The sequence below is a fragment of the Weizmannia sp. WK01 genome, from assembly GCF_025905465.1.
Lineage (GTDB): Bacteria > Bacillota > Bacilli > Bacillales > Bacillaceae_C > Weizmannia > Weizmannia faecalis.
Window position 1 is genome coordinate 713529 of record NZ_CP109616.1, and the last position, 24715, is coordinate 738243.

Below are 24715 nucleotides of genomic sequence, written 5' to 3' on the forward strand. Positions count from 1 at the left end.
TACTCACATAAACAGCCTTAGCCAGTACGGGAGCCTGCAATCTCCTTATACTGCGGCGCTTTAACGGGCGCTCTTCCCGCCGGAACCTACTTACGGTTAAGCTTTCAGCACGGAACTCCAAGGCCATTTTTCCGGTTCGTCCTTTTGCTTCTTTTCAGCAACCGAAGCTCTCTGTGAAAATTCGTGAACCGTACTTTTCCTTTTCCTCGTTTTTGGAATGAACTTTGAATTCATTATAGGATTAATCATTTGAAATTTCAAGATAAAATTTTATAATTTTGCTTTTTCATCAAATCCCGTCTTCTATCCTGAAAATATACATCAGCTGATTTTCGTCTTTTTGCTGGTGCTGCTCACTGCTGTATTGGCGTCTAATTGCGGCCGTGCCGTTTCCGGGTTGGTTGCAGATGAAAACGGCACGATTTCTGACGCTCCGCCGGTTATTGCGCCGTATACCCTCCGTCAAGCACGGCTGCCTGGCCGGTGATACCTTTTGCTTTATTGCTAACCAAAAAAACGGCATAATCAGCGATTTCTGTGACAGAAAGCAGCCGTTTTTGCGGGACAAGGGGATAAATCACTTCCTCAAGTACTTTTTCAAAAGGCACTTTCCGCGTTTCTGCCAGGTCTTTCAGCTGGTTGCGTACAAGCGGCGTGTCGACATAGCCCGGGCAAATGGCGTTGACACGAATGCCATGCTCCGCCCCTTCCAAAGCGGCTACTTTCGTCAACCCGATCACCCCGTGTTTGGCGCTGTTGTAGGCGGCTTTGCCGGCAAACCCGATCAGACCGTTAACAGATGCCATGTTTAAAATCGTGCCGCCGCCCTGTTTTTTCATGATGGGGAAAGCATGCTTGATGGCCATAAAAGGGGCTGTCAGCATGACTTTAATCAGCAACTCAAACTTCTCTGTCGGAAAGGCTTCAATCGGCGAGACGTACTGGAGCCCTGCGTTGTTGACGAGAATATCCAGACGGCCGAATGTGCTTGCCGTTGTTTCAATCACTTGCTTCAAGTCTTTTTCGATCGTAACATCACAAGGTGCAGAGACAGCACCCAATTCATCAGCTGCTTTCTGGCTTGCTTCGGCGTTTTTATCGGAAATCACGACATTGGCGCCTTCTGTTTTAAAAGAGCGCGCAATGGCAAGGCCGATGCCGCTTCCTGCCCCTGTCACAAGCGCGGTTTTTCCTTCAAGGCATTTTTCCATCCCTTTTTCCTCCCTGTAATTCGGATCAAATGATGCCAAATATGGTGTAGAGTGTAATGGCAAAGAAAACAGAAACGGTTTTAATGATGGTGACGGCAAAAATATCACGATAAGACTGCTTGTGCGTCAAACCTGTAACGGCAAGCAGCGTAATGACCGCACCGTTATGCGGAAGGGTATCCATACCGCCGGATGCCATGGCAACAACACGGTGCATGACTTCGGGCGGAATATGGGCAGCGGCAATGGCTTTGTTGTACTGATCCGCCATCGCGCTCAGTGCAATCCCCATGCCGCCCGATGCCGAGCCGGTCACCCCGGCAAGCGTTGTTGTTGTTACAGCGCCGTTTACAAGCGGATTTGTAAACGTATGGGAAATACCGTGGCTGATTGTTGTAAAACCGGGAAGCGAGGCAATAACGCCGCCAAACCCGTATTCAGCTCCGGTATTCATCGTTGCGAGCAGAGATCCGCCGATACTTGCATTCAATCCTTCTTTTATATTTTTCGTTACCCTTTTCCAGTCAAAAGCAATCGTTGCCAAAATGCCCATGACAAGCGCCATTTCCACCGCCCAAATGGCAACCACTGCGTTGATGTCCACCGTGCCAAAAGCGTCAAGGCCGATTTTGGAAAAATCGAATCCGTCCGGGTACCATTTCGGGATATAGGTGGTAAAAACTTTGTTCATGACACCGACAAGAACGAGCGGGACGAAAGCAAAAATCTGCCTAGCCAGCGATTGGCTTGCGGAAAGATCCGGTTCTGGTTCCTGTTCGGCTTCAAGCGCCACGGCCGTTTCTGAAGAAAAACCGTAATAGCCCTCGCCGGATTTTTCTGCTTTTTTCCGCCTGTATTCCAAGTACAATAGGCCGCATATCAGCACGAATGCACCGCCGAGCAGACCGAGAATCGGTGCTGCATAAATGTCCGTTTTAAAGAAAGTGGTGGGGATCACGTTTTGGATTTGCGGCGTGCCAGGCAAAGCATCCATCGTAAACGTTAAGGTTCCTAAAGCGATTGTCCCGGGAATGAGCCGTTTCGGAATATCCGCTTCCCGAAACATTTGGGCGGCAAACGGATAGATCGCAAACACGGCTACAAACAAGCTTACACCGCTGTAGGTCAGAATCGCTCCAAGCAGCACGATGGCAAGCATCGCCCGTTTTGCGCCGATGAGCTGGACGATCGTTTTGGCAATAGATTCTGCAATCCCGCTCATTTCCACCACTTTGCCGAAAATGGCACCTAAAAGGAAGACAGCAAAATAAGATTTAATAAAGCTGACCATCTTTTCCATAAACACATTTGAAAAGAACGGGAGCACATATTCCGGCGCCGTCAATAGTACGGCGAGCAGCGCGCACAAAGGGGCAAACAGGATCACCGAGTACCCCCTGTATGCAACAAATATTAATAGGCCCAGCGATAATAAAATGACGAAAAAGTCCATCTTCATCCCCCATTTTTCAATTTGAGAAAACGGTTACATTTATGAGCGTATCCGATTTGCCAGCAAACCTGTTTCCATAATCATAATAAAATGCAGCTGCCACAGTTGAATCAGCTTTCGATTGCAAGCATTACCCCAAAGTATTGTTGCAAAAGCGTCCGAGGATCTGCCCGGGTTTTTCAACTCATTCGGACAACCGGACTGCAAAAAAGAAAGCAGAAGCCGCCACGCCGGGCAGCTCCTTGATTTTTACCACCTTGCTGTCAGCATTTTCCGGCGGGTGTAGAATTCGACGCCGTCTGTGCCATTTGCGTGAAGGTCGCCGAAGAAGGAATTTTTCCAGCCGGAAAACGGGAAAAAGGCCATGGGCGCAGGCACACCAATATTAACGCCAAGCATGCCGGCCTGGATCTTTTCCCTGAAGTAGCGGACATTGCTGCCGTCTTTCGTAAACAGACAGGCGCCGTTACCAAACTCAGACTGGTTTGCCACTTCAATGGCTTCTTTCAGGCTTCCCACGCGCACAACGGAGAGGACCGGCGCAAAAATTTCATCTTTCCAAATGCGCATATCCGGGGTGACTTTGTCAAAGATGGTCGGCCCGAGGAAATAGCCATCGCCGTGCGTAGCCGCATCTTTTCTGCCGTCCCTCACCAAAACGGCGCCTTCTGCTATTCCGGTTTCGATATATTTTTCCGTACGTTCTTTATGTTCTTTTCTGATAACCGGTCCGAGGAACACACCTTCATCGAGGCCGTTGCCGATTTGGATTTCATCCGCTTTCTGCTTCAGTTTTTGCAAAAGCGGTTCGGCTGTGTTTCCGACAGCGACCACAACCGAGCAGGCCATGCACCGTTCGCCGGCTGACCCGAAAGCAGCGCCGATTACTTCTTTTACCGCGGTGTCCAGATCGGCATCCGGCATCACGATCGTATGGTTTTTGGCGCCTGCTAATGCCTGCACCCGTTTTCCGTTGGCTGCCGCGGTTTTATACACATATTCAGCCACTGGTTTTGACCCGACAAAGGAGATTGCGGGCACGTCTTCGTGTTCCAATAGACGGTTGACAACATCATGTGCGCCATGGACGATATTGAGCACGCCATCCGGCAGACCTGCTTCCCGGAACAATTCTGCAAGCCGGTTGGCAAGAAGTGGTGTGCGTTCCGACGGTTTCAGGACAAAGGTATTCCCCATCGCGATAGCCAGTGGAAACATCCAGCACGGCACCATCATCGGAAAATTGAACGGTGTAATGCCGCCTACAACACCGACCGGGTAGCGGTACATGCCGGATTCCATATTGGTTGCAATATCCGGCAGCTGTTTTCCCATCATGAGTGAAGGGGCACCTGCGGCAAACTCCACACATTCAATGCCGCGCTGCACTTCCCCGTAAGCTTCCGTATAGCTTTTTCCATTTTCCTCGGTAATCATTTTGGCGAGTTCATCCCAATGGTCCACAAGCAGCTGCTGGAATTTGAACAAGATACGCGCACGTTTCGGAACGGGCGTTGTACTCCACGTTTTGAAAGCCTCTTTTGCTGCTTCTACCGCTTCATCGACATCAAGCGCAACGGAGAGCGGCACTTCTGCAAGCAGGTCGTCTGTCGCAGGATTCGGGACAGCCTGGTAACGGGTTGTTTGCGGCTCAATCCATTTGCCGCCCACATAGTTTTTTAAAATATTTTTCGTCGTTGTGTTCAACGTCAACAGCTCCTTTTTAGAAATGAAATACAATATGTTTTCAATGATGGGGCACAGCTGCAAAGGCAAATCAGCTGTGAATTTGTATTTAAGTTTTGCCCCAGTTTGCACGATGGTTGATTTTTGACAAAACAGGGTACAGCGTAGCAATGATCCGGCCATTTTATACCGAAAAAATTTTCAGAGTGAGCGCTCATGCCGCTTTTTCCCGTTGTAAATTTTCCGGATAAGCACGCCGTCCGCAAATCAGCGGCCGCAATTTTTCAGGATAGGCGGCCATTTAACGCGGTACCAGCCGAAGATTAAAAATCAGTCGCTGCAAACTTCCAGAATCGGCCAGCCTAAAACATGGACCGACATGCAGCATATGGAATCTGAAAAGGCCGGCTGCTCTATCCCCGGGCCTGCACTTCCCCGGAAAACTGGTAATCATAGCAAACAAGATATAAATCTTCTATTTCCTTTTGCGAAGGAACCCTTGGATTGTTTTGCGGGCTGCCGCTGGCAAGGGCATCAGAAGCCATTTTGTTTATGGCGCTTTCAAACGGTTGCTGTGGAATGCCCCAGCCTCTTAAATTCGGGATATTTAAATCAAGGCACAGCTGCTTGACGGCACGGACGGCAAGATCAGCCGCTTCTTTGCCGGACAGGTCTTTCGCTTCCGGTGAAAAAATTTTCCCGATATCCGCGAGCCTTTCCAAACAGGCGGATTTGCTGAATTCGAGCACGGCAGGCAACAGCATGGCATTCGATACGCCGTGCGGGACGTGGAAGAGTGCGCCGATCGGCCGGCTCATTCCGTGCACAAGGCAGACAGAAGCGTTGGAAAATGCCATCCCCGCTTGCAAAGAACCGAGCGACATGGCGTCGCGCGCTTCCATATTTTCCCCATCTTCGTAGGCACTTTTTAAGTTCGGGATGATCAGCCGCATAGCGGACAGGGCAAGCGTATCGGTTAACGGATGGGCCCTTCTTGAAATATACGCTTCAATCGCATGGCTTAAGGCATCTACACCGGTTGCCGCTGTAACCGATTTCGGGGAAGACTTTGACAAAACAGGGTCCACAATCGCGACAGCCGGCATAAAGGCAGGCTGCTTGATCATCATTTTGACATCATTGGCAGTATTCGTAATGATCGTGGCGTCTGTCGCTTCTGACCCCGTTCCGGCCGTTGTCGGAACCGCAATATGCGGGACAGGCGGCTTTTCTGCTATTTTCCTTCCGCCCATGTAATCGCCGATATAACCACCGTTCGTTGCGACAACGGCAACGGCCTTGGCTGTGTCAATGCAACTGCCGCCCCCGAGAGAAACCAGCAGGTCGCAACTTTCCTGTTGAAAAAGGGCGAGCGCTTCAGAGACATAGTGGTCAACCGGTTCTGAATGGACACCTGTATATACGGCGCTTTTCACACCGGCTTCCTGCAAAATGCGCTGGCACGCATCCGCGTTTCCAAGCCCGGCCATGATTTTATCTGTGACAATTAAAGCTTTTTTTCCTCTTCGGGCCGCCTCTTCACCGATTTTTTCAAAAGCTTGTTTTCCGTAAAGAATGGTTTGCGGGGTCCGGAATACGGCTTGCCTCATTTTATTTTCACTCCTTTTGTGATGCTGCCTTTTTAAATGCAAAAAGCATGCCAAAAGCGTCTCGCAGAACTGGGCCTGTTTCATGCCGGGAAAGTGTAGGAAAAACACGACAATTGTAGCGGACTGGCTACACTACAGGCGCTACAAGTTATATTTTTTGATTTTCTGGTAAAGCGTTGTGCGGTGGATACCGAGCAGTTCCGCCGCTTTCGTCTTATTGCCGCCCGCATTTTTCAGCGCCCGGATAATGAGTGCTTTTTCTTGCGCCTCGCCCGCTTCTCTGGCGCGGCTGATCAAAGATTCAGCGTAGATGTCTTTTGCCGGTTGAACCTCATGAATCGCTTCCGGCAGATCGCCACGGCTGATTTCCGGCCCGTCGGCGAGTGTCACAAGCCTTTCCACCGTATTGGCCAGTTCCCTTACATTTCCTTTCCATCCGTAAGCCATCATCGCTGCAACTGCCTCTGAACTGATCCTTTTTTCAGGCAAATCGTAACGCCGGCAAAACGCCTTCAGAAAATGGGAAACCAAATCCGGTATATCTTCTTTTCGTTCGCGGAGCGGGGGCAAATGGATCCGGATAATATTCAGCCGGTAATATAAATCCGCCCGGAACGTGCCGGCTTCTACCATTTCTTCAAGATTGCGATTCGTAGCGGCGACAATTCTTACATTCGTTTTATATTTTTTTACACCGCCGACCCGCTCGGCTTCTTTTTCCTGAATGGCACGCAGCAGTTTCGTCTGCATGGCGGGCGATAGTTCCCCGATCTCGTCCAAAAACAGCGTGCCGTTTTCCGCCAGTTCAAATTTCCCGAGCTTCCCGCCTTTTTTTGCGCCGGTAAATGCGCCTTCTTCGTAACCAAAAAGCTCGGATTCGAACAAAGGCTCCGGAATCGCCGCGCAATTGACGGTAATAAATGGCCCCCGCGCATACGGGCTCAACTGGTGGATGCTTTTGGCAAACAGTTCCTTCCCTGTTCCGCTTTCCCCTGTTATCAAGACCGTTGCCGAAGTCCGTGCCGCCCTTCTCGCTAGCCGTTTTACGCGGGAGATGCTTTCGCTCGTTCCTAAAATTTGTGTGAAGCCGGCCTGGTCCGGTATCTTTTTGGAATCTGTTTTTTCTTCCCGGGCGGACAAAGCATCCTGCTGCAGCCGCCCGAAAATTTGATACAATTCCGAGACGCCTTCAAAGATCAGCATGCCAATCGCGCCCACTACCCGGCCCTCTTTCCAAATCGGGATACGATGGACAACCATTGCCTGCCCCTGAATATATTGGATGACACCGCGCTCAGGGATGGCCGTTTTAACAGTGATATGAAGGTTTGTATTTTCAATGACCTCGGTGACATGCCGCCCGATCGCATCTTCCCGTTTGATTCCTGTAAACCGGCTGTATGCCTCGTTAAATTCGATAAGAATGCCGTTTTCATCGACAACGGCAATGCCCTCATAGGCGCTCTCCAATACGGCGTTTAAAATCTCTGCTGCGTTTTTTGTTTGCGCCATTTGCCGGATATAGTGCGCGAGCCCGTCCAATATATCATGCCTTGTAAGGATGCCGGTGCATTTCCGGTTTTCATTTACGACCGGAAAGGCAGAAAAAGGCAGGGGCAGCACGTCAAGCAGGCTTGCTTGTTCAGAGATTGCTGCAAAATTTCTCTTTGGCAGTGCCCGAAAGACCGGTTCGTTTTCCATATGATCCAGCAATGCGGCGAGGACATGATGCAGCGTCAGCATCCCGACTGGCTGGTCTGTCTCATCCGTAACCACAAGGCTGCTTAAATTTTGCCCGCGCATGATGCATGCCGCTTCCCGGAACACGGTCCCTGGCCGGATGACATAAGGGCAAGGGGACATCCAGACACCTGCTTTTAACATGCTTTCCGTTTTTTCATAGTAAAGCGGTTTTGCCATTTCTCATTCCCCTTTTTGAAACGAAGGCTGCCGGCATACCCGGCACCATTCCGTTTAAATCGTTTTTAAGCATGCAACGAATAACTTCTTCTTTTCTTGCCGATTTCCTTTTGAAAAGTGCCATTTGTAAAATTTTTTTGCCGGATCAGCATGATTTATCATGGGAAAAAGTTTGCTGTTTGGAGGAAAAAGGGAAAAGGTTGCATGAGCGTATAGTAAAATGAAAAAAGGGTGGTCCGTGATGAAGGAAGAAAAAATGCGTTTTCCATTAAGCCCTAAGGCCAATCCGCAGGCTGTTATAACTGGGGAGCATTACCGGTTTACCGTGCTGACGCCGAAGCTGATTCGCTTGGAATATGCGGAAAACGGCATGTTTGAAGACAGGGCGACACAAACCGTGCTGAACCGGGCGTTTCCGGTACCGGCATTCCGGAAGCTGGAAAACGATGTTTCGCTTGAAATCATCACCGAAGCTTTCCATCTGCACTACCTTAAGAAAGGCCCGTTTTCGCCGAATGCACTTTTTATTGATGTGAAAAGCAATTTTACAAACCACAAGAACCGCTGGTATTTCGGAACACCGGTGGAAACATTGAAAGGCACAGCCAGAACGCTGGACCAGGTGGATGGGGAAATCGATTTGGAAGAAGGCATTCTTTCTAAAAAAGGTTACGCGGTGCTGGATGATTCGGAATCTTTTATTCTTGTTGATGAAGAGACGATTGAACCGCGCAAGAACAAAGGCGTGGATCTTTATTTTTTTGCGTACGGCCGCAGTTATCTGGAGGCATTGCGTGATTTTTACAAACTGACAGGGGCGCCACCGCTTTTGCCCCGGTTTGTGTTCGGAAACTGGTGGAGCCGGTACTGGCCGTATAAAGAGCAGGAATATAAAACGCTTGTGGAGCGGTTTGAAAACGAGGATATTCCTTTTTCTGTCGCCGTGCTGGACATGGACTGGCATCTTGTGGATATTCCGGCAAAATACGGGAGCGGCTGGACAGGCTATACGTGGAATAAGGAGCTGTTTCCGGATCCAAAATCGTTCTTGGACTGGCTGCATGCACGGCATTTAAAAGTAACGCTCAATCTGCATCCGGCCGACGGGGTGCGTGCCTATGAGGAAATGTATCCGGAAATGGCTGTAAAAATGGGCATCGACCCGGAGACGGGAGACCCGATTTTATTCGATATCAACAACCGCTTTTTCCATGATGCGTATTTTGCGTACTTGCACCATCCGCAGGAAAAAGACGGCGTTGACTTTTGGTGGATTGACTGGCAGCAGGGGACAAACAGTTCGATTGAAGGGCTTGATCCTTTGTGGCTTTTGAATCATTTCCACACCTTGGACAGGTTGAAGTCCGGAAAGCGCCCGCTCATTTTATCACGCTACGCCGGCGCCGGCAGCCACCGTTATCCCATCGGTTTTTCCGGCGATACCGTTGTATCCTGGGACTCTTACCGGTTTCAGCCGTATTTTACGGCAACAGCTTCAAATATTGGCTACTCATGGTGGAGCCATGATATCGGCGGCCACTTCGGCGGGGCGCGTGATGACGAACTGGCTGTGCGCTGGGTGCAGTTTGGCACTTTCAGCCCGATCTTGCGCCTGCACAGTACGCAGAGTGAATTCATGGGGAAAGAGCCGTGGAAATACGGGAAAGAAGCGGCGGATGCAATCAAGGCATTTCTACGGTTAAGGCACCGGCTGGTTCCGTATCTTTACACGATGAACTGGCGGACGCATCATGACTTACTGCCGCTTGTCATGCCAATGTATGATTTGTATCCGCTTAATGAAGAAGCGTATGATGTCCGGCACCAGTACTTTTTCGGCAGCGAACTGGTCGTTGCACCGGTGATGGAAAAAAGAAATCCGGCGCTTGGTCTCGCGTGTGTAAAGGTATGGCTGCCGTTTGGCACGTGGTACGACTTTTTTACCGGCCACCGTTATGAAGGCGGCACGAGGTTAAACGTGTACAGAGGGCTTGGCCGTTTGCCTGTTTTTGCGAAAGCCGGCGCGATCATTCCACTTGCGGGGCACTGCCCACATAAAAATGGAACCGGAAATCCGAAGCAACTGGATGTACTGGTTTTTCCGGGGAGCACAAATACCTTTGTACTGTATGAAGATGACGGGGAAACGCTGGCATATGAAGATGGGGCGTATGCCTTGACGAGATTTGAACTCGACTGGGAGGAGCAGAAATTTATTGTGCATCCGGTTGAGGGCGACTTGCGTGTTTTGCCTGTTCCAAGAGAGATCCGGGTGCTGTTTCGCGGATTCGGAAACATCGAAATATCCGGGTATTCGGCATCCTATGAGGAGGCAACAGATACAACGATTGTGCGGATTGCAGCATACGATCCGGAAAAAGGGGCTGCGGTTTCATTTTCGGCCGGCACGCACGATGTTCGCGCACGCCGCTTGCAGGATTTTTACGGGCTGCTGAACGCGGCACAGATTGCTTATCGTTTGAAAGAGGAGATTTATGCCTTGGCCCGGGAAGAAGAGGCGCCTTTGAAAATACTGGCCCGACTGCGCACCATGAATCTCGACCCGGATTTGTTTGATGCGGTGTTTGAGCTGATCTACAGGGAATAAAGCGGCTGCCTGCCGGGGACAGCTTTTTTGGTGCTGCCTGATGTATTTCATAGGTGTGCTGATTGGATTTGGCGGATAATTCCCGGAAGGCATACTATTAGATTTGGCAAATGCATTTTGAATGTAAAGTACAAGTATAGAAAAGATGAATTCAGAAAATCCGGAACTTAAGCCAGTGGAATTATTGCCATTGGGAAGGGAACTTGCAGTTGGGTTATCCGGATTTGGAAAACGGTACGCTTGCTGGTTGCGGGTCAACCGGCAAAATCCGCCTCAACCTGTCGAAAAAAGACAAAATGAGAAGGAAACCAGACTGCCTGCTTCGAATATCTTTATAGAAGAAGAGAAATTGAGGGGGGACCAAATGGACCGGATTGAACAGCTTGAACAAAGAGTGGCCGTTTTGGAACAGGAAGTGGCAACATTAAAAACTGACCTTGCAGCGAAACAGGGAAACCAGCCGGCCAAAAGGGAAGCCGGTCAAAGCGCCATACCAACCACAACCGGCACGCCGGATAAACGGGTTGAGAAAACCGCACCACGCATAGAGGATGCTGAGACACCGGTGCAGAAAACACCGGTTCAGGCGAAGCCGGAACCGGTTGATTGGGAATACCGGCTCGGAAGGGTGTGGCTGCCGAGAATCTTTATTTTCGTGCTGCTTCTAGGCATCATTTTTGCCTTTACCATTGTGGCCATTGCGGGGACGGAACTAATCAGGGTTTTGCTCGGTTTTGGCGTGGCCGCTGTGCTGTACTTTTTTGGGGAGAGACAGATTAAGAAACAAATGGTGGCACTTGGAACCGTGCTGCTGTCCGGCGCCGTTTCCGTTGCCATTTTGACGACGTTTGCGATGCATGTTTTGTACGGTTTCGTGCCGCCTTTCATTGCATTTATCCTGAACCTGATCTGGATCGGGCTTGGGCTGTTTCTTTCTGACCGGCACCGTTCTGAAGCGATTGCGATTTTAACTGCATGTGCCGGGTATCTTGTGCCGTTTTTGGTTGAAGGAAAGGAACATGCCGCCCATTTTGTCATTTGGTATGAAACGGCATTTTATGCGCTTTTGCTCTTGTTTGCCGTCCGGAAATCTTACAAAGCGCTGTTTTATACGGCAAGTGGGCTGTGGCATGCCGCCGTTTTTATCCTTTATATCAATCTTTTGATCAATCAAGTTGGTGCAGGGATCTCGTATTCTGTTGTGCTTGGGGCGATCATTCAGCATGCGCTGCTTTGCTGGGTCGCTTTTTACAAGAAGGGAATGGGAGAGGCAACGGTGCCGGTCTTATTCTCAAGCTTTGTGCTGACAACCGGATGGGCTTATAGTACGCTGGAGGAAGTGCCGGGCATATTGCTGCAAGCATCGCTTCAACATGCGCTGTTTAATCTATACTTATTGGCCGCTGCAGTCGCTTACGGCTGGTTTGCCTACTACGGCCGGGAAAAACAAAACCGGGAGCAGATCTCTGTCTCCATTTCCATTTGTACAGTAAGCGTTGTTTATTTCCTGTACCAAATTTTGCCTGATCATGTGTTAAATCTTGCCGTGTATTTTATTGTAGCCACGGTCGCCATTTATCTTGGCTTTCATTTTAAAGCAGTCATTCAGCAGGTTATCGGGTTATTGCTTTATATTTTTACAACTTTTCAATTATTTTCCACTGCATGGATCCGGGATGTGTTCAGTGCGGAGACTTTCGTGTGGCTTGTTGTGATCGGGACGATGCTGTTTTTCTACCGGATGCTGGCTGCAGCTTCGTTGAAACAGGAAGGGCTGAAAAACTTTATGATCGCCGTAAATGCCTTTTTTCATCTTGTTTTTCTTACCCAGCTGGCAGGTGCGGTTGCAGAAAGCTGGTCCGTCAGCCTGCGGATGATGCTCCAGTCTTTTGTCTGGATGGTATATGCTGCAGCTGGAGTGGCGCTCGGGGTTTGGAAAGACAACAAGAAGATCCGGCTCGCGGGGATGATCCTGCTTTTGATCACGCTTTGTAAATTGATTTTTGTCGATATGCATACCGTCAACCTTTTCATCCGGACGATTTTGTTTATTGCCCTCGGGACAGTCGGGTTGCTTGTGTCAAGGCTGTTCTATGTGAAAAAATAGTGTGTTATTGCCTTGCACCTATCCCCTGAAAGAAGGCAGGTGATAGGTGCAGTTTTTTTAAAAAAATATGGCTGAAGAGGCGAGCAGTTTCATACGAAACCTGCGCAAAAACAGGGCTGTGCCAGGCATTTCCGGTACAGCCCTGTCCTATTTTCCAAGTATATCCGCCTGGACGATGCATATATTGTATTGATAAACGATGGAATGAAAGCGTAATCATTATTAAAAAGTCCTACGGTGTGATGTCAAGGGTTAAAAACAAGTGAATTGGAAATTTTGTTGGCTCTATGTCGTAAAAATGGCAATACTGAACTAAGCCTCCAGATAATTGGAATAATCTGGAAGTTTTCAAGTTCAGGCTATCGATGATGGTTACCTGGTTACCTCATCGCGTCACCTTCTTTTTCGGCGCATAAATTTGATCGTTGCGGAGCAGCGCATCGATCAGGCGCACCAGTTTTCTTGCCGTTAAGACGAGGGCGCGTTTGTGTGAGTGCTTATGCACCTCACGATATTTCTTTTGGTAAAAGGCGCGGTACTCAGGTTCGTGTCGCCGGACCAGATTGGCAGCCTCAACCAGGTAATACCGGAGATAACGATTGCCTGTACGCGCAAGCATTTTGTCATCAGCCTCAAAATCACCCGATTGGTGGCGGGGCCAGAACAATCCAGCAAATTTTGCGATCGCGGCTTGGTCGTCAAAGCGCTCAATGTCGCCGATTTCAGCGAGAATCCCAGCACAGCTCACCGGGCCTATTCCCGGAATGGTCTGGAGGGTATTCGGGATTCCATCAAGAACGCGGGCAATCGCCTTATCCAAATCCTTGATTTGGCGTTTAAGATGCCGGATGATCTCAATAGAACTGCCCAGGACCAAGTCAATCGAATCCTCCACACATTTAGAAAGCCGGTAAGAGGACCGGGCAGCTTTTTGGATGGATGCGGCCAAATCCTCGGGATCGCTAAAGCGGCCATGGCCTTTGGTCTGGAGATACATCGCTAAGTCCTCCAGAGGCATTTGGGCAATTTCATCGAGGCTATAGGCCTCAAGCAAAAATTCCGTTATGGCATGGCCGAAGATCGGTGTATCCACTTCAAGGTTAAAGGCACTGAATTTGAAAAACAGATGATTCAAAAATACCTGTTGTTCCCGGGTTAAACTTTGAATCAGGTGATAGCGCATCCGTGTTAACCGTTGAAGGGCAAGGTATTGTTCTGACTGAATCACGGATTTCGGCAATCTCCCGAAACGCAAGCGGTCCGCAATTACCCAGGCATCTTTGGGATCGGTCTTGTCCATCTCGGCATAAGCCTTTTTGAAATTTCTCACCAGCTTCGGATTCAGGGTAAACACCTTTGTACGACGCTGTTTCAGCTCGGGATCTTCATGGAAAAACATTGCCGGGTGCCAACTATACACAGATGTGGCCTCCATGGCGATCTGGATGGTGTCATCCGCCTCCGCATGTTGGAGGATGGCGTCTCTTAACTCAGAGGCACCGGGAAGATTGTTTGTCACCGTTTGGGTGGCCAACGTTTCCCCCATTCCATCCATCAGGCAGGCATCGAGGTTTTTGGAGCTCACGTCAATACCGACAAATAAGGGCATATGATTTCCTCCTCTCTGTATTGGGATCGATGGAATCGGACGCTTCGGGATATCCCCAGATGGCTTGCCGATCTGTCAGCCTCGCGTATGAGAACTCATCCGGGCCGTGGGCTGCCTGGAACTGCTCATTTCCAGCACGGAGATCCGGAGGAACGGCCTACGGGTTAGACGTTCAAGCAAGAACCTGGGGATGCAGACTTTTCGAGTAGTCAGGCTACAAGGAGGGGAAGCATTGACCCAAACGATCCTAAGACCATTATCCGGGAACATCGCGAAGCGTCCAAGTCCGAACTTGTATTCACTTGTCAATGAGCAGCAGAATGAACTGGAAATTGACATCCACTTTGGATTTAAACTTATTATACGAGGAGGGTATGCCGTATAAACCAGGGTCTGTCGGTGTGCCGATCCCTGGCGTTGAGATTAAAATTGTGGACCCGAATGATTTGGAAGTGCCGGCTGGCGAGGTCGGGGAGCTGGTGGTCCGCGGCGATAACATCACCCCTGGCTATTACCAAAATAGAGAAGAAACAGCGCGGGTTTTAAAGAACGGCTGGCTTTATACAGGGGATCTTGCGAAAGTGGATGAAGACGGATATTTGTATATCGTCGACCGTAAAAAAGATTTAATCATTCGTGGCGGTTTTAATATTTACCCGCGTGATATCGAAGAACTGCTTGCCCGCCACCCCGCTGTGCTGGAAACGGCAGTGATCGGTGTGCCGGATGAGCGGATGGGGGAAGAAGTGCTCGCTTTTATCGTGAAGAAGCCGGGAGACGAAACGTCAGCGCAGGATTTGGCCGCGTATTGCCTCAAGCATCTCGCGAAAAACAAAGTGCCGAAAAAATTTGTCTTTCTAGATGACCTGCCGCGCAACGGGGTCGGGAAAATTTTAAAAACGCAGCTGAGGAAACAAGCTGCCGATTTGCAACCGTAATGGCGGTTGTTTTTTTTGTGCAAGCGCTGTGTCCGGCACATAAAAAGGCTTTTACAGGAAAAATAGCGGCGAAGCGGGCGCCGCTACTTGTTATTGGAGTTGTGTCGGGACAGAAGATGTGTGATAGAAAATATTTTCCCTTGTTAACTGAAAGTGCTGCAAAAATGCTTCAAAATAAGCTTCAAACGGTTCCCCATTACGCACAAGCCTGTCGAGGTGCTTGGCGATGCCGACGATTTCGGAAATCACAAGTTGCGGGTTCTGTTCTAGATTTTTCCGAAAATAAAAAATTTCTTCGTAGATCATTTCGTCCGGCGCCACACCCCGCTTTACAGCAGACCGCGTTTTTTCTTCGCGCTCGTAAATTTTGTTGATATACCGCTTCAGCAATTCTTCATATGTTTTTCTGTCCACCACCCCTTTATGGTGTGAAGTGATGAAAATTTGCGCATCTGTTTCCAACGTGGTTTTCGCGGATGCGATAAAGGCGTCAATGTCAGAGTCGGCGTTGTTGTACCACGGTCCGAAAGAGGCCAGGTCAAAATCGCCGGCAAACAGGACACCGTGTTCCGGAAAATACGGGCAGCAGTATCCTTCCGTATGGCCGGGCGCATGGATCATCAACATTTTCGTCCCATATACATTGAGCTCTTCCCCGTACGGATACCATTTTTCCGTAAGGTTCAGCACCGGCTGCCAGTGCGGGCGGTCCCAGTTTTCAGGCGGTTTCTCAAACAGCTGCTTCATCCACTTTTTGCGGCTCTCCGGGTCGGCCGGGCTCAGCATACCGCTCGCTTTTGCCAGCTCTTCAACATCATTCAGTTTTTTTACATCATATGGATTGATTTGAATTTCGGCGTCTTTAAACAGGTACGCGCCCCAAATATGGTCCAGATGGTAATGGGTCAAATAAACAGACCGAATGGCGTATTCCTTTTTTATTTCATTTAAAATTTGAAAGCCGCTGCCGCAGTCAACCAGCGCCGCCCCCTGCCCGCCCTCGACGAGAAGCGAGGTACTGAACGGAACGCGGCTGCCGTTTTCCCCCGTAATGACGGTAAGCGGCCCGAATTTCGTATATGCCATGGGTAAGGCCCCCTTTAAAATGAATGATCATTCATTTTTCTTTATTATAATGAATTTGAACTATTTTGTCTATTAAAAAAATACTTTTAACAATCTTCCCATATACGCTCTCATTGCCTTTTCCAAATCATAACCCCCATCATGCAAGCACCAGTCATACGTGACGCCCCGTGCTGCAATGAAGAGGTACTCCGTGATTTTTTCTGCAGGCATATCACGAACCATTTCTCCTGCTGTCTGGCCGTCTGCAATGATTTGTGCAAGTGTCTCCTGCATGCCGCGCCCCTTTTGGATAAACAGGCGGTTTTCTGCATGGTAAAGCTGCTTCATCATACTGATTCCTGTTTTTTCATTGTATTGTGCATAAATGGCAAAAAAGGCTGTGATCTTGTGTGGAAAATCGAGGTGTTTGAGACGTTCGCGCACTTGTTCTGCAAAATACACATCTGCCCGGCTGTACATTTCAAGAAGTAAGTCATTTTTCGAGGGAAAATAATGATAAAAAGCACCGACTGAAACGCCGGCCAGCCGGCAAATATCTTCAATTTTAATGTCTTTGTATCCTTTTTTGGCAAACAGCTCCATCGCTGTTTCGAAAATCCGGTTTTTCGTTTCCATCGCCTGTTTTTTCCTTTTGGTCAACGGCTTTTCATCCATCTTTCATTCCCCGATTCTTCATGATATGTAAAAAATTATGAAAGCAAGCCGCGGCCTTTGTCAATGCTTCCTCTACATATGTGAAAAATTTCACATTTTGTCTACCGATTTTTTATTATACCCATTCTATAATGAAAATGTTCACCGAATCCATTCGATGAAAATGGAAAATCCGGGGAGGCCTTTAAAATGAAATACAAAAAGCTATTTGAAACTGTGAAAATAAGGAATGTGGAACTCAAAAATCGTTATGCAATGGCACCAATGGGTCCGCTGGGTCTTGCCGATGCAGAAGGCGGTTTCAACCAGCGCGGGATTGAGTATTATACAGCCCGTGCGCGCGGGGGAACCGCTCTGATTATTACCGGCGTCACTTTCGTTGATAATGAAGTGGAAGAGCACGGAATGCCAAACGTACCTTGCCCGACCCATAACCCTGTCCATTTTGTCCGGACTTCCAAAGAAATGACAGAGCGCATCCATTCATATGATTCGAAAATTTTTCTGCAAATGAGCGCCGGTTTTGGCCGGGTGACGATCCCGACAAACCTTGGCGAGTACCCGCCGGTTGCACCGTCGCCAATCCCGCATCGCTGGCTGGATAAAACATGTCGCGAACTGACAGTTGAAGAAATTCATTCCATTGTCCGCAAATTCGGGGATGGGGCGTTCAATGCGAAGCGCGCCGGATTTGACGGGGTGCAAATCCATGCTGTGCACGAAGGCTATTTGCTCGACCAGTTTGCGATTGCGTTTTTCAACAAACGTACCGATGCATACGGTGGCCCGCTTGAAAATCGCCTTCGTTTTGCCCGGGAAATTGTCGAGGAAATTAAACAGCGCTGTGGCGAAGATTTTCCTGTGACGCTCCGCTTCAGCCCGAAAAGTTTTATCAAGGATTGGCGGGAAGGGGCACTGCCTGGCGAGGAGTTTGAAGAAAAAGGCCGCGATTTGGATGAAGGCATCGAGGCAGCAAAGCTGCTCGTTTCCTACGGCTATGATGCTCTGGACGTCGATGTTGGTTCTTATGATTCATGGTGGTGGAGCCATCCTCCGATGTACCAGAAGAAGGGGCTTTACATTCCGTATGCCAGGCTGGTGAAGGAAGCTGTCGATGTGCCTGTCCTTTGCGCGGGCCGCATGGACAATCCGGATCTTGCACTTGCCGCACTGGAAGACGGAGCATGTGATATTATCAGCTTGGGCCGCCCGTTATTGGCTGACCCGGATTACGTCAATAAGCTCCGAACCGGGCAGGTTGCCGATATCCGCCCGTGTCTGTCATGCCATGAAGGCTGCATGGGTCGGATCCAGGAGTATTCTTCCTTAGGCTGCGCAGTGAATCCGGCTGCCTGTCGAGAAAAAGAAGCAGCATTGACACCTGCTTTAAAAAAGAAACGCGTACTGATTGCAGGCGGCGGCGTGGCCGGATGCGAAGCTGCCCGTGTGCTTGCATTGCGCGGCCATGAACCGGTCATTTTTGAAAAATCGAACCGTTTAGGCGGCAACTTGATCCCTGGCGGCGCACCTGATTTTAAAGAAGATGACCTGGCGCTTGTTGCCTGGTATGAGCATACGTTGGAACGCCTTGGCGTAGAAATTCATTTGAATACTGCATTGACAAAAGAAGAAATTTTGGCTGCAAACGTGGATGCCGTGCTGATTGCAACGGGTTCGAATCCGAAAATTTTGCCGCTCGACGGAAAAAACAAAGTATTTACAGCAGAAGATGTTTTGCTCGATAAAGTGGATGCCGGGCAACATGTTGTCATTGTCGGCGGCGGTCTTGTCGGCTGCGAACTGGCTTTGAACCTTGCAGAAAAAGGAAAAGATGTCTCGCTTGTGGAAATGCAGGACAAACTGCTGGCAGTTAATGGTCCGCTTTGCCACGCTAACTCGGACATGCTGGAAAGACTCGTACCGTTTAAAGGTGTTCAAGTCTACACTTCTTCAAAAATAGTAGATACGACAGAAAAGACAGCCGTTGTGGATGTTGACGGCGAATTGCGTGAAATTGAAGCAGACAGCATTGTGCTCGCAGTCGGCTACTCGGCTGAAAAATCACTCTATGAAGATTTAAAGTTTGAGGTTGCCGATCTTCATGTGGTTGGCGATGCCCGCAAGGTCGCAAACATCATGTATGCCATCTGGGATGCTTACGAAGTCGCGGCAAATCTGTAAAGTTTAAGGAAACCCGCCAAAGATTTTCCGGCGGGTTTCCTTGTTTTTAAAGCAGGAGACCTTGTGGTTATTTTGATTATTTTTGTTTTTGCTGATTTTTTTCATAACAGTCATCTTCAAAAAACGGACGGGAAGATTTGCCGTATCTCGGCGTACCTCCATCACTGTTTGTAATAATATGCGCTTTTTCGAGGGAATAGGTGTTGGCAGCTGTGGCTTGGACTTCATCCCAAAATATCTGAATGGCTTCCGTCCTCATGATGACTGTGGGGCTGACGCAGGAAGCCCCTTTTGCCATTGATTTCCCATCCCTCATAGAGAATGGCGTGGTGGACTTCCATATGCTGTTTCTTTTTCAGTCCCTGAATTGCCATCTGCTTCAGAGAACAGGTAGTCTGCCTTCTTCCCATCAGGCAGTGAAGCAGCTATTTCCAGCTCTTCTTGGTTGGATGAAGCTCTCTAAAGCATGCTGCTTCTGACATATAAAAAGAGTATCAGGAAATACCCGGCATAGTCCGACGTGATATAAAATAGAAGGCTGAAACTTTTTACACTTTTTGCGATTTTGATTATAATAGGCTTTGTACATATCGGGACGAGGAGGAAATGCCAGTGGCAAAGTTAGATGAGACATTGTCCATGTTGAAAGATTTAACCGATGCAAAAGGGATTGCCGGCAATGAAGCAGAAGTGCGTGCCGTTGTCAAAAAATACATAGAGCCGTATGCCGATGAACTTGACACAGACGGCCTCGGCAGCTTAATTGCAAAGAAAACGGGGCAGGCGGACGGCCCGAAAATTATGATCGCCGGCCATATGGATGAAGTTGGTTTCATGGTGACACAAATTGATGAGTCGGGCTTTCTGCGCTTCCAAACGATCGGCGGCTGGTGGTCACAGGTGATGCTTGCCCAACGCGTTACGGTTGTAACAGATAAAGGTGATGTGACAGGTGTGATCGGATCGAAGCCACCACATATTTTATCACCGGATGCACGCAAAAAATCGTACGAAATCAAGGATATGTTCATTGATATTGGTGCCACAAGCCGGGAAGAAGCGCTTGAATGGGGCGTAAAACCGGGCGACATGGTGGTGCCTTACTTTGAATTTACGGTTATGAAAAATGAAAAAATGCTGCTTGCCAAAGCCTGGGATAACCGGATCGGCTGTGCAGTTGTCATTGATGTGCTAAAAAATCTGCATAAAGAAAACCATCCGAACATCGTTTACGGTGTAACAAATGTCCAGGAAGAAGTGGGCTTGCGCGGCGCGAAGACGGCAGCCAGCAAAGTGAAACCGGATATTGCCTTTGCACTTGATGTCGGGATTGCCGGGGACACCCCAGGAATCTCCGAGAAAGAAGCACTCAGCAAAATGGGCAAAGGTCCGCAAATCGTGATTTACGACGCTTCAATGGTGGCGCATAAAGGCTTGCGCGATACGGTTGTGAAAGTTGCTGAAGAGTTAAATATCCCGTACCAGTTTGAATCGATTCCGGGCGGCGGAACAGACGCCGGCTCCATTCACTTAACGGGCAGCGGCATTCCATCTCTTGCCATCACGATTGCAACACGCTATATCCACTCGCACGCCGGCATCTTGCACCGTGATGATTACGAAAATACTGTTAAACTAATAACAGAAGTGATCAAACGTCTCGACCGCAAAACAGTAAACCATATTATTTTTGACTAAAATCATAAAAATTCCGGGCACTTTTTGATGTCCGGATTTTTTTATGAATAAAGTTTTCCGATAGTCCACCAAAAAGCTCTTTATGCAAAAATTTGCCACCAAGTATTCTCTTCTTTTGTCCGCCTTTCCTCTTATTGGTATCTCATGGGGATGATGATTGCCGCCACCATCTGAATATCCTGGTTTTAGTTAGTGGAGAAAGGGAAATAAGTAACCAAGTTAGCTCAAAAGACCTAATTTTTGAAAAAATATTAAAACGAGAAGCTGGTTGATAGAAAATAGTGGTAAAATAAACCGTTTGTACACTCGAACAAGGGGAGGCGGTGAGCGAAGGATGGATAAAAGCGATCTGATCCGCAAAAGGGAAAACATGCAGGCTCAGGCAGCAGCAGCGAGGCAGGATGCTGCACTGCTTGAAGAAAAAATCGAGCGGCTGTATCGGGCAAAGGGGCGAATGGAGGGAGTCATTGAAGGCGCATGGCAGCACGAAAGGAAGGTGGCGCATATTGATTTTCATCCACCCTCTTGGAAAGGCACAACGAAAAATAAGTATTTGAATCACTTGCATAAAATAGAGTCGTCTGTACGCCAATATGTGCATCATCTCCGAAATACGGAGGACAGGCTGGAAGAAGAAATCCGGCGCCTTGCGAACCAGCTGAATGAGGCACAAAGCAATTTATCATATTTGCAGTCGTATATTTCTAACTTGAGCCAGGAAATTGTGGAAGGGGATTAAGTGATGGGAGAAATTGCGATCAATCAAACCGTCTTCCGTGCAGTGCTCAGCCAAGCGGACAGTACCAGGTCTACGCTTGAGGGCATTAAGCCGGTAAAAATAACACTGCAGCAGCCGCCGGATTTAAAAAGCATGAGAGAACAGCTTGAAATAGTGGGGAAACTGCAGAACACGTTGAAACTGTACAGCGCGCTTCTCGATGCGGACTTGCGGAAACTGGAACAATTAGGGAATGAGATGGTACAGCAGGATGATCACATCGGCCAGTCTTTTCACAGGCTTGAGAATTAAAGAGGGGAAAGGGTTGAATGTTGCACCATGAAAGTTGAATTTGAAGAACTGCTGCATCTGCAAAAAGAAATCGACCGGAGCACAAAAGAAATGGCGGCAAGGCTGGAAGTTGTAAGGCAAAAAACAAACGCGATCAGTAGGCTGCAATCTTTTAAAGGGAAAGCGGCAGATTCAGCAAAACATTATTTTCACACTACCCACGGTGAAATGATTGAAGCACTGGTGACAGCTGCCCGGCAAGTTCAGCACCGGTACAACCAAATCATTTCCGAATTTGAGGGTACAGTGGATGATTCGCCAGGCGCGGTACTGCACGCTGATTATATGCATGACCTTAATCAAAAAACGCGCATATTGAAAAACCAAATGATGGACATCTACCATGAAGGATTACAAGTTTTGCACAGCATTTCCGATATTGTATCCATTCCGGCACCGGACTTGGGCCATTTCATAGAAAGCGCTGAAGCATCACAAAAATTTGCGAATGAAGTGAATGAAAAACTCCACGCCTTTGACCGCAAAGCCCTGCAAATCGTCGAAGAAAGCCGCCGCGACGTGGACAGGGTGATGAAGAAAGTGATGGAAGCAGGAGAAAGGAGTTTGGTTGGGGGCGGACAAGCTGACTGTTTGAATGATAATGATTCGTCACTACATGAACAACAAGTGTTTGTCGATAAATTAGCAATATTTATTTTAATGAGCAATGGCTTTAAAGCAATGCAACGTACTTATAAATACATTAATAAGTCTAACACCCTGTTGATTGCTGCTATCCAGTTCTATATTTATTAGAAACTGGATAAGGGGAGGCGCAAAGCATTTAAAAGTGAGCTTTTCCATAATTTTACAAAGGAAGAGTATCGAACATTTAATAATTATATGAATAATACAATCTATAAAATAAATGGAAAAGCTCTTTTAAATCATCTGGCTAAATACAAAGGGAAGGCACTTTCAAAAGAAAATTTTAATCATTTACTTGAGTCTATTGAAACGTTTGGCAGAGAACGTGGGAAACTTGCAATGAAGAAAGAATTTGAAAACCTTTATGGAATAGATAAATTTAGAGAGATGAAGAAACTATCTCCAATTAAAAAAGCTGTGAAAATATCAACAACATTTGTAGACGAATTTGCTGGAAAAAAATATAAAGCAATTAAAAAAACTGTCAGATCTCTCCCAGAGTGGAAAAAACCAAAAGTTGCATACAAAAATTTGACAGAAGAAATAAAAGAAAGTTTTAAAGGCCTGAATACATTGGGAAAAGGGGCAAAAGTAGCCGGAAAAGCACTAGGCCCGCTAGGTTACGGACTTATAGCTGCGGATAATTACAAAAAGTATAAGGGTGACACGCAAAAAGTTGTAGTTGGAACTGTTGTAGACGGTGCTTTTGGCACGGCAGCTACTGCGGCAGGTACAGCAATTGGTTCCGCATTCTTTCCTCCGATTGGCACGGTAGTTGGATTTGGAGTTGGGACAATGGTTAGTTACGGGATAAATTATAAGTGGGGAAATTCATCCAAGAGTATATCTGATCAAAGTAAAAAGGGAATAAACAAGGGAATAGATTCGATTGAAAAAGTCAGCAAAAGTATAGGAGACAGTGTAGCGAAATGGTTTAAATAAAAATTAAGAGTTAATAATGAAGAAAAAATAGGATGATATGAAGGAGAGAGAAAAAATCTTAACGAAAGAAAACTTTGAAGAAATCAAGTTAGAAGTTCAAGAAGGCCGATTAACAATGGATCGAATGAAATTTTTCTTAATCGCTGCTTTTCTCTACTCAATCGTTTTTGTTGGAATAGGATATGCAGTAGCCCATGCGAATACAGTAGGATGGGACAATTTATCAGCAGGCTGGCATTTTATTTATAATGAGGATGAGGCATTTATGAGTATTATATTTCGTTCTTTATTTGGTTACTTATTATTGGGCTAGTAGTTCACGTGGCTGTTATGCTTGTATAGATAAACAAACTAAAAAATTACGGATCAGAATGTCGGGAGAAAATATATGAAATACGGTATTGCTGGCATTGGTTATTTTTTTCTCATTGTTGTAAAACAGTTTGGAACGTTTTACGAAAAAAGGACCGTTATGATGAATAAGTTAAAATCTTAGAATAAATGACACTTAAAAATTATTAAGGGGTTAAGTTAATGGAGAATTCCAAATATGAAAAGAAAGAGATTATAAGCGGTAGAATGAATTTTAATGTTATGAAAGATCGCTTGCAGCTCGATAAAAAGGATTTACTGACACTTTTCATTTTCATGGACCACATGATAAAACTCGAAAGTCATTACCAAAAGGAATTTAACCAGGAAATCAAAAATTGGGAGGGCGGCACGATGATAACGTATGAAGATGAACTAAAACAAGAAGCAAGAGAAGAAGGGAGAAAAGAAGGAAGAGAAGAAGGAAAAATAGAAATCACTCGAAACCTCATTAAACTTGGGGCATCCCTTGATTTTATCAAAAAGGCAACAGGCTTTTCTGAAAAAAAGGTCCTTGAAATAAAAGAGAAGCTGGAAAAGGAATAAGGTCTGATGGCTTTGAAATAGGAGGGCGGCATGATGATAACGTATGAAGATGAACTAAAACAAGAAGCAAGAGAAGAAGGGAGAAAAGAAGGACTACAAGAAGGTAAACGAGAAGGAAGACAAGAAGGGAAAATCGAGATCACCCGAAATCTCATTAAACTTGGGATGCCACTAGATTTTATCAAAAAGGCAACAGGCTTTTCTGAAAAAAAGATCCTTGAAATAAAGGAGAAGCTGGAAAAGGAATAAGGGCTGATGGCTTTGAAATGGGAGGGCGGCATGATAATAACGTATGCGGATGGACTAAGAAAAGAAGGGAAACGAACATGAACCGACTGTGCGTAAAGATGTAAATTCCAAATTCAACTTATATA

20 protein-coding genes, 1 pseudogene and 1 other annotated feature (1 of these 22 running past the window's edge) are annotated in these 24715 nt (G+C 47.4%); of the genes and pseudogenes, 12 read left to right on the top strand and 9 right to left on the bottom strand.

Going from position 1 to position 24715, the window contains the following annotated elements:
* Positions 1 to 216 (bottom strand) — a binding site (T-box leader); it reaches 48 nt to the left of the window's first position.
* A 224-nt stretch (positions 217 to 440) separates the two neighbouring features.
* The 5 genes from OF158_RS03300 to OF158_RS03320 all read right to left on the bottom strand — a co-directional run bounded on the left by OF158_RS03300 (position 441) and on the right by OF158_RS03320 (position 7880).
* Positions 441 to 1211 (bottom strand): 3-hydroxybutyrate dehydrogenase, encoded by a 771-nt coding sequence (locus tag OF158_RS03300; RefSeq protein ID WP_017551920.1) that lies wholly within the window; start codon positions 1209 to 1211, stop codon positions 441 to 443.
* Positions 1212 to 1236: 25 nt separating this feature from the next.
* Positions 1237 to 2664, bottom strand: coding sequence for a GntP family permease (locus tag OF158_RS03305; protein WP_017551921.1), 1428 nt, complete (start codon positions 2662 to 2664; stop codon positions 1237 to 1239).
* A gap of 249 nt (positions 2665 to 2913) precedes the next feature.
* The gene (locus OF158_RS03310) at positions 2914 to 4371 is read right to left on the bottom strand and encodes a CoA-acylating methylmalonate-semialdehyde dehydrogenase (protein ID WP_014096101.1); all 1458 of its coding nucleotides are present in this window, start codon (positions 4369 to 4371) and stop codon (positions 2914 to 2916) included.
* Positions 4372 to 4763: 392 nt separating this feature from the next.
* Entirely contained in the window at positions 4764 to 5960 is a 1197-nt protein-coding gene (locus tag OF158_RS03315; RefSeq protein WP_035182452.1) for an iron-containing alcohol dehydrogenase, read from the bottom strand.
* 141 nt (positions 5961 to 6101) lie between these two features.
* Positions 6102 to 7880 carry a sigma-54-dependent Fis family transcriptional regulator gene (locus OF158_RS03320; protein ID WP_035182449.1) on the bottom strand — a complete coding sequence of 593 codons (1779 nt, stop codon included), beginning with the start codon at positions 7878 to 7880 and terminating at the stop codon, positions 6102 to 6104.
* Positions 7881 to 8121: 241 nt separating this feature from the next.
* Between OF158_RS03320 and OF158_RS03325 the strand changes: the two genes are divergently transcribed.
* Positions 8122 to 10488 carry a glycoside hydrolase family 31 protein gene (locus tag OF158_RS03325; protein ID WP_264302951.1) on the top strand — a complete coding sequence of 789 codons (2367 nt, stop codon included), beginning with the start codon at positions 8122 to 8124 and terminating at the stop codon, positions 10486 to 10488.
* Positions 10489 to 10633: 145 nt separating this feature from the next.
* On the top strand, positions 10634 to 12595 hold the full coding sequence (locus tag OF158_RS03330) for a DUF2339 domain-containing protein (protein ID WP_226979859.1): 1962 nt from the start codon (positions 10634 to 10636) through the stop codon (positions 12593 to 12595).
* Between the two features lie 385 nt (positions 12596 to 12980).
* Here the strand turns inward: OF158_RS03330 and OF158_RS03335 are convergent, their stop codons facing one another.
* The gene (locus OF158_RS03335) at positions 12981 to 14204 is read right to left on the bottom strand and encodes an IS110 family RNA-guided transposase (RefSeq protein ID WP_048339803.1); all 1224 of its coding nucleotides are present in this window, start codon (positions 14202 to 14204) and stop codon (positions 12981 to 12983) included.
* 320 nt (positions 14205 to 14524) lie between these two features.
* On the opposite strand from OF158_RS03335, the gene OF158_RS03340 reads away from it, so the two are divergent.
* Positions 14525 to 15142: a class I adenylate-forming enzyme family protein gene (locus tag OF158_RS03340; RefSeq protein WP_214644892.1), complete on the top strand. Its 618-nt coding sequence runs from the start codon at positions 14525 to 14527 to the stop codon at positions 15140 to 15142.
* A gap of 90 nt (positions 15143 to 15232) precedes the next feature.
* Here the strand turns inward: OF158_RS03340 and OF158_RS03345 are convergent, their stop codons facing one another.
* Positions 15233 to 16228 (bottom strand): MBL fold metallo-hydrolase, encoded by a 996-nt coding sequence (locus OF158_RS03345; protein WP_035182439.1) that lies wholly within the window; start codon positions 16226 to 16228, stop codon positions 15233 to 15235.
* Positions 16229 to 16300: 72 nt separating this feature from the next.
* Positions 16301 to 16885 (bottom strand): TetR/AcrR family transcriptional regulator, encoded by a 585-nt coding sequence (locus OF158_RS03350; RefSeq protein ID WP_035182438.1) that lies wholly within the window; start codon positions 16883 to 16885, stop codon positions 16301 to 16303.
* Positions 16886 to 17074: 189 nt separating this feature from the next.
* Between OF158_RS03350 and OF158_RS03355 the strand changes: the two genes are divergently transcribed.
* Positions 17075 to 19066 carry an oxidoreductase gene (locus tag OF158_RS03355; RefSeq protein ID WP_035182437.1) on the top strand — a complete coding sequence of 664 codons (1992 nt, stop codon included), beginning with the start codon at positions 17075 to 17077 and terminating at the stop codon, positions 19064 to 19066.
* 154 nt (positions 19067 to 19220) lie between these two features.
* Here the strand turns inward: OF158_RS03355 and OF158_RS03360 are convergent.
* Positions 19221 to 19507 (bottom strand): annotated as a pseudogene (locus OF158_RS03360) (ISLre2 family transposase); the annotation flags it as partial.
* 171 nt (positions 19508 to 19678) lie between these two features.
* Between OF158_RS03360 and OF158_RS03365 the strand changes: the two are divergent.
* From OF158_RS03365 to OF158_RS03400, 8 genes are all read left to right on the top strand, one after another.
* Complete coding sequence (locus OF158_RS03365; protein ID WP_026104662.1) at positions 19679 to 20764, top strand: M42 family metallopeptidase; 1086 nt, start codon at positions 19679 to 19681, stop codon at positions 20762 to 20764.
* A gap of 334 nt (positions 20765 to 21098) precedes the next feature.
* Positions 21099 to 21503, top strand: a complete 405-nt coding sequence (locus OF158_RS03370; RefSeq protein WP_017551937.1) for a DUF5082 domain-containing protein — start codon at positions 21099 to 21101, stop codon at positions 21501 to 21503.
* Positions 21504 to 21506: 3 nt separating this feature from the next.
* Positions 21507 to 21794, top strand: a complete 288-nt coding sequence (locus OF158_RS03375; protein ID WP_014096087.1) for a hypothetical protein — start codon at positions 21507 to 21509, stop codon at positions 21792 to 21794.
* 27 nt (positions 21795 to 21821) lie between these two features.
* Positions 21822 to 22589 (top strand): T7SS effector LXG polymorphic toxin, encoded by a 768-nt coding sequence (locus OF158_RS03380; protein WP_014096086.1) that lies wholly within the window; start codon positions 21822 to 21824, stop codon positions 22587 to 22589.
* 87 nt (positions 22590 to 22676) lie between these two features.
* Positions 22677 to 23423 (top strand): hypothetical protein, encoded by a 747-nt coding sequence (locus OF158_RS03385; RefSeq protein WP_014096085.1) that lies wholly within the window; start codon positions 22677 to 22679, stop codon positions 23421 to 23423.
* 37 nt (positions 23424 to 23460) lie between these two features.
* A complete protein-coding gene (locus OF158_RS03390; RefSeq protein WP_014096084.1) occupies positions 23461 to 23736 on the top strand; it encodes a hypothetical protein in 276 nt (91 codons plus the stop codon).
* Between the two features lie 221 nt (positions 23737 to 23957).
* Positions 23958 to 24341, top strand: a complete 384-nt coding sequence (locus tag OF158_RS03395) for a hypothetical protein (protein WP_225620957.1) — start codon at positions 23958 to 23960, stop codon at positions 24339 to 24341.
* A gap of 33 nt (positions 24342 to 24374) precedes the next feature.
* Positions 24375 to 24590: an RpnC/YadD family protein gene (locus tag OF158_RS03400; RefSeq protein WP_035182436.1), complete on the top strand. Its 216-nt coding sequence runs from the start codon at positions 24375 to 24377 to the stop codon at positions 24588 to 24590.
* The last annotated feature ends 125 nt before the right edge of the window (positions 24591 to 24715 follow it).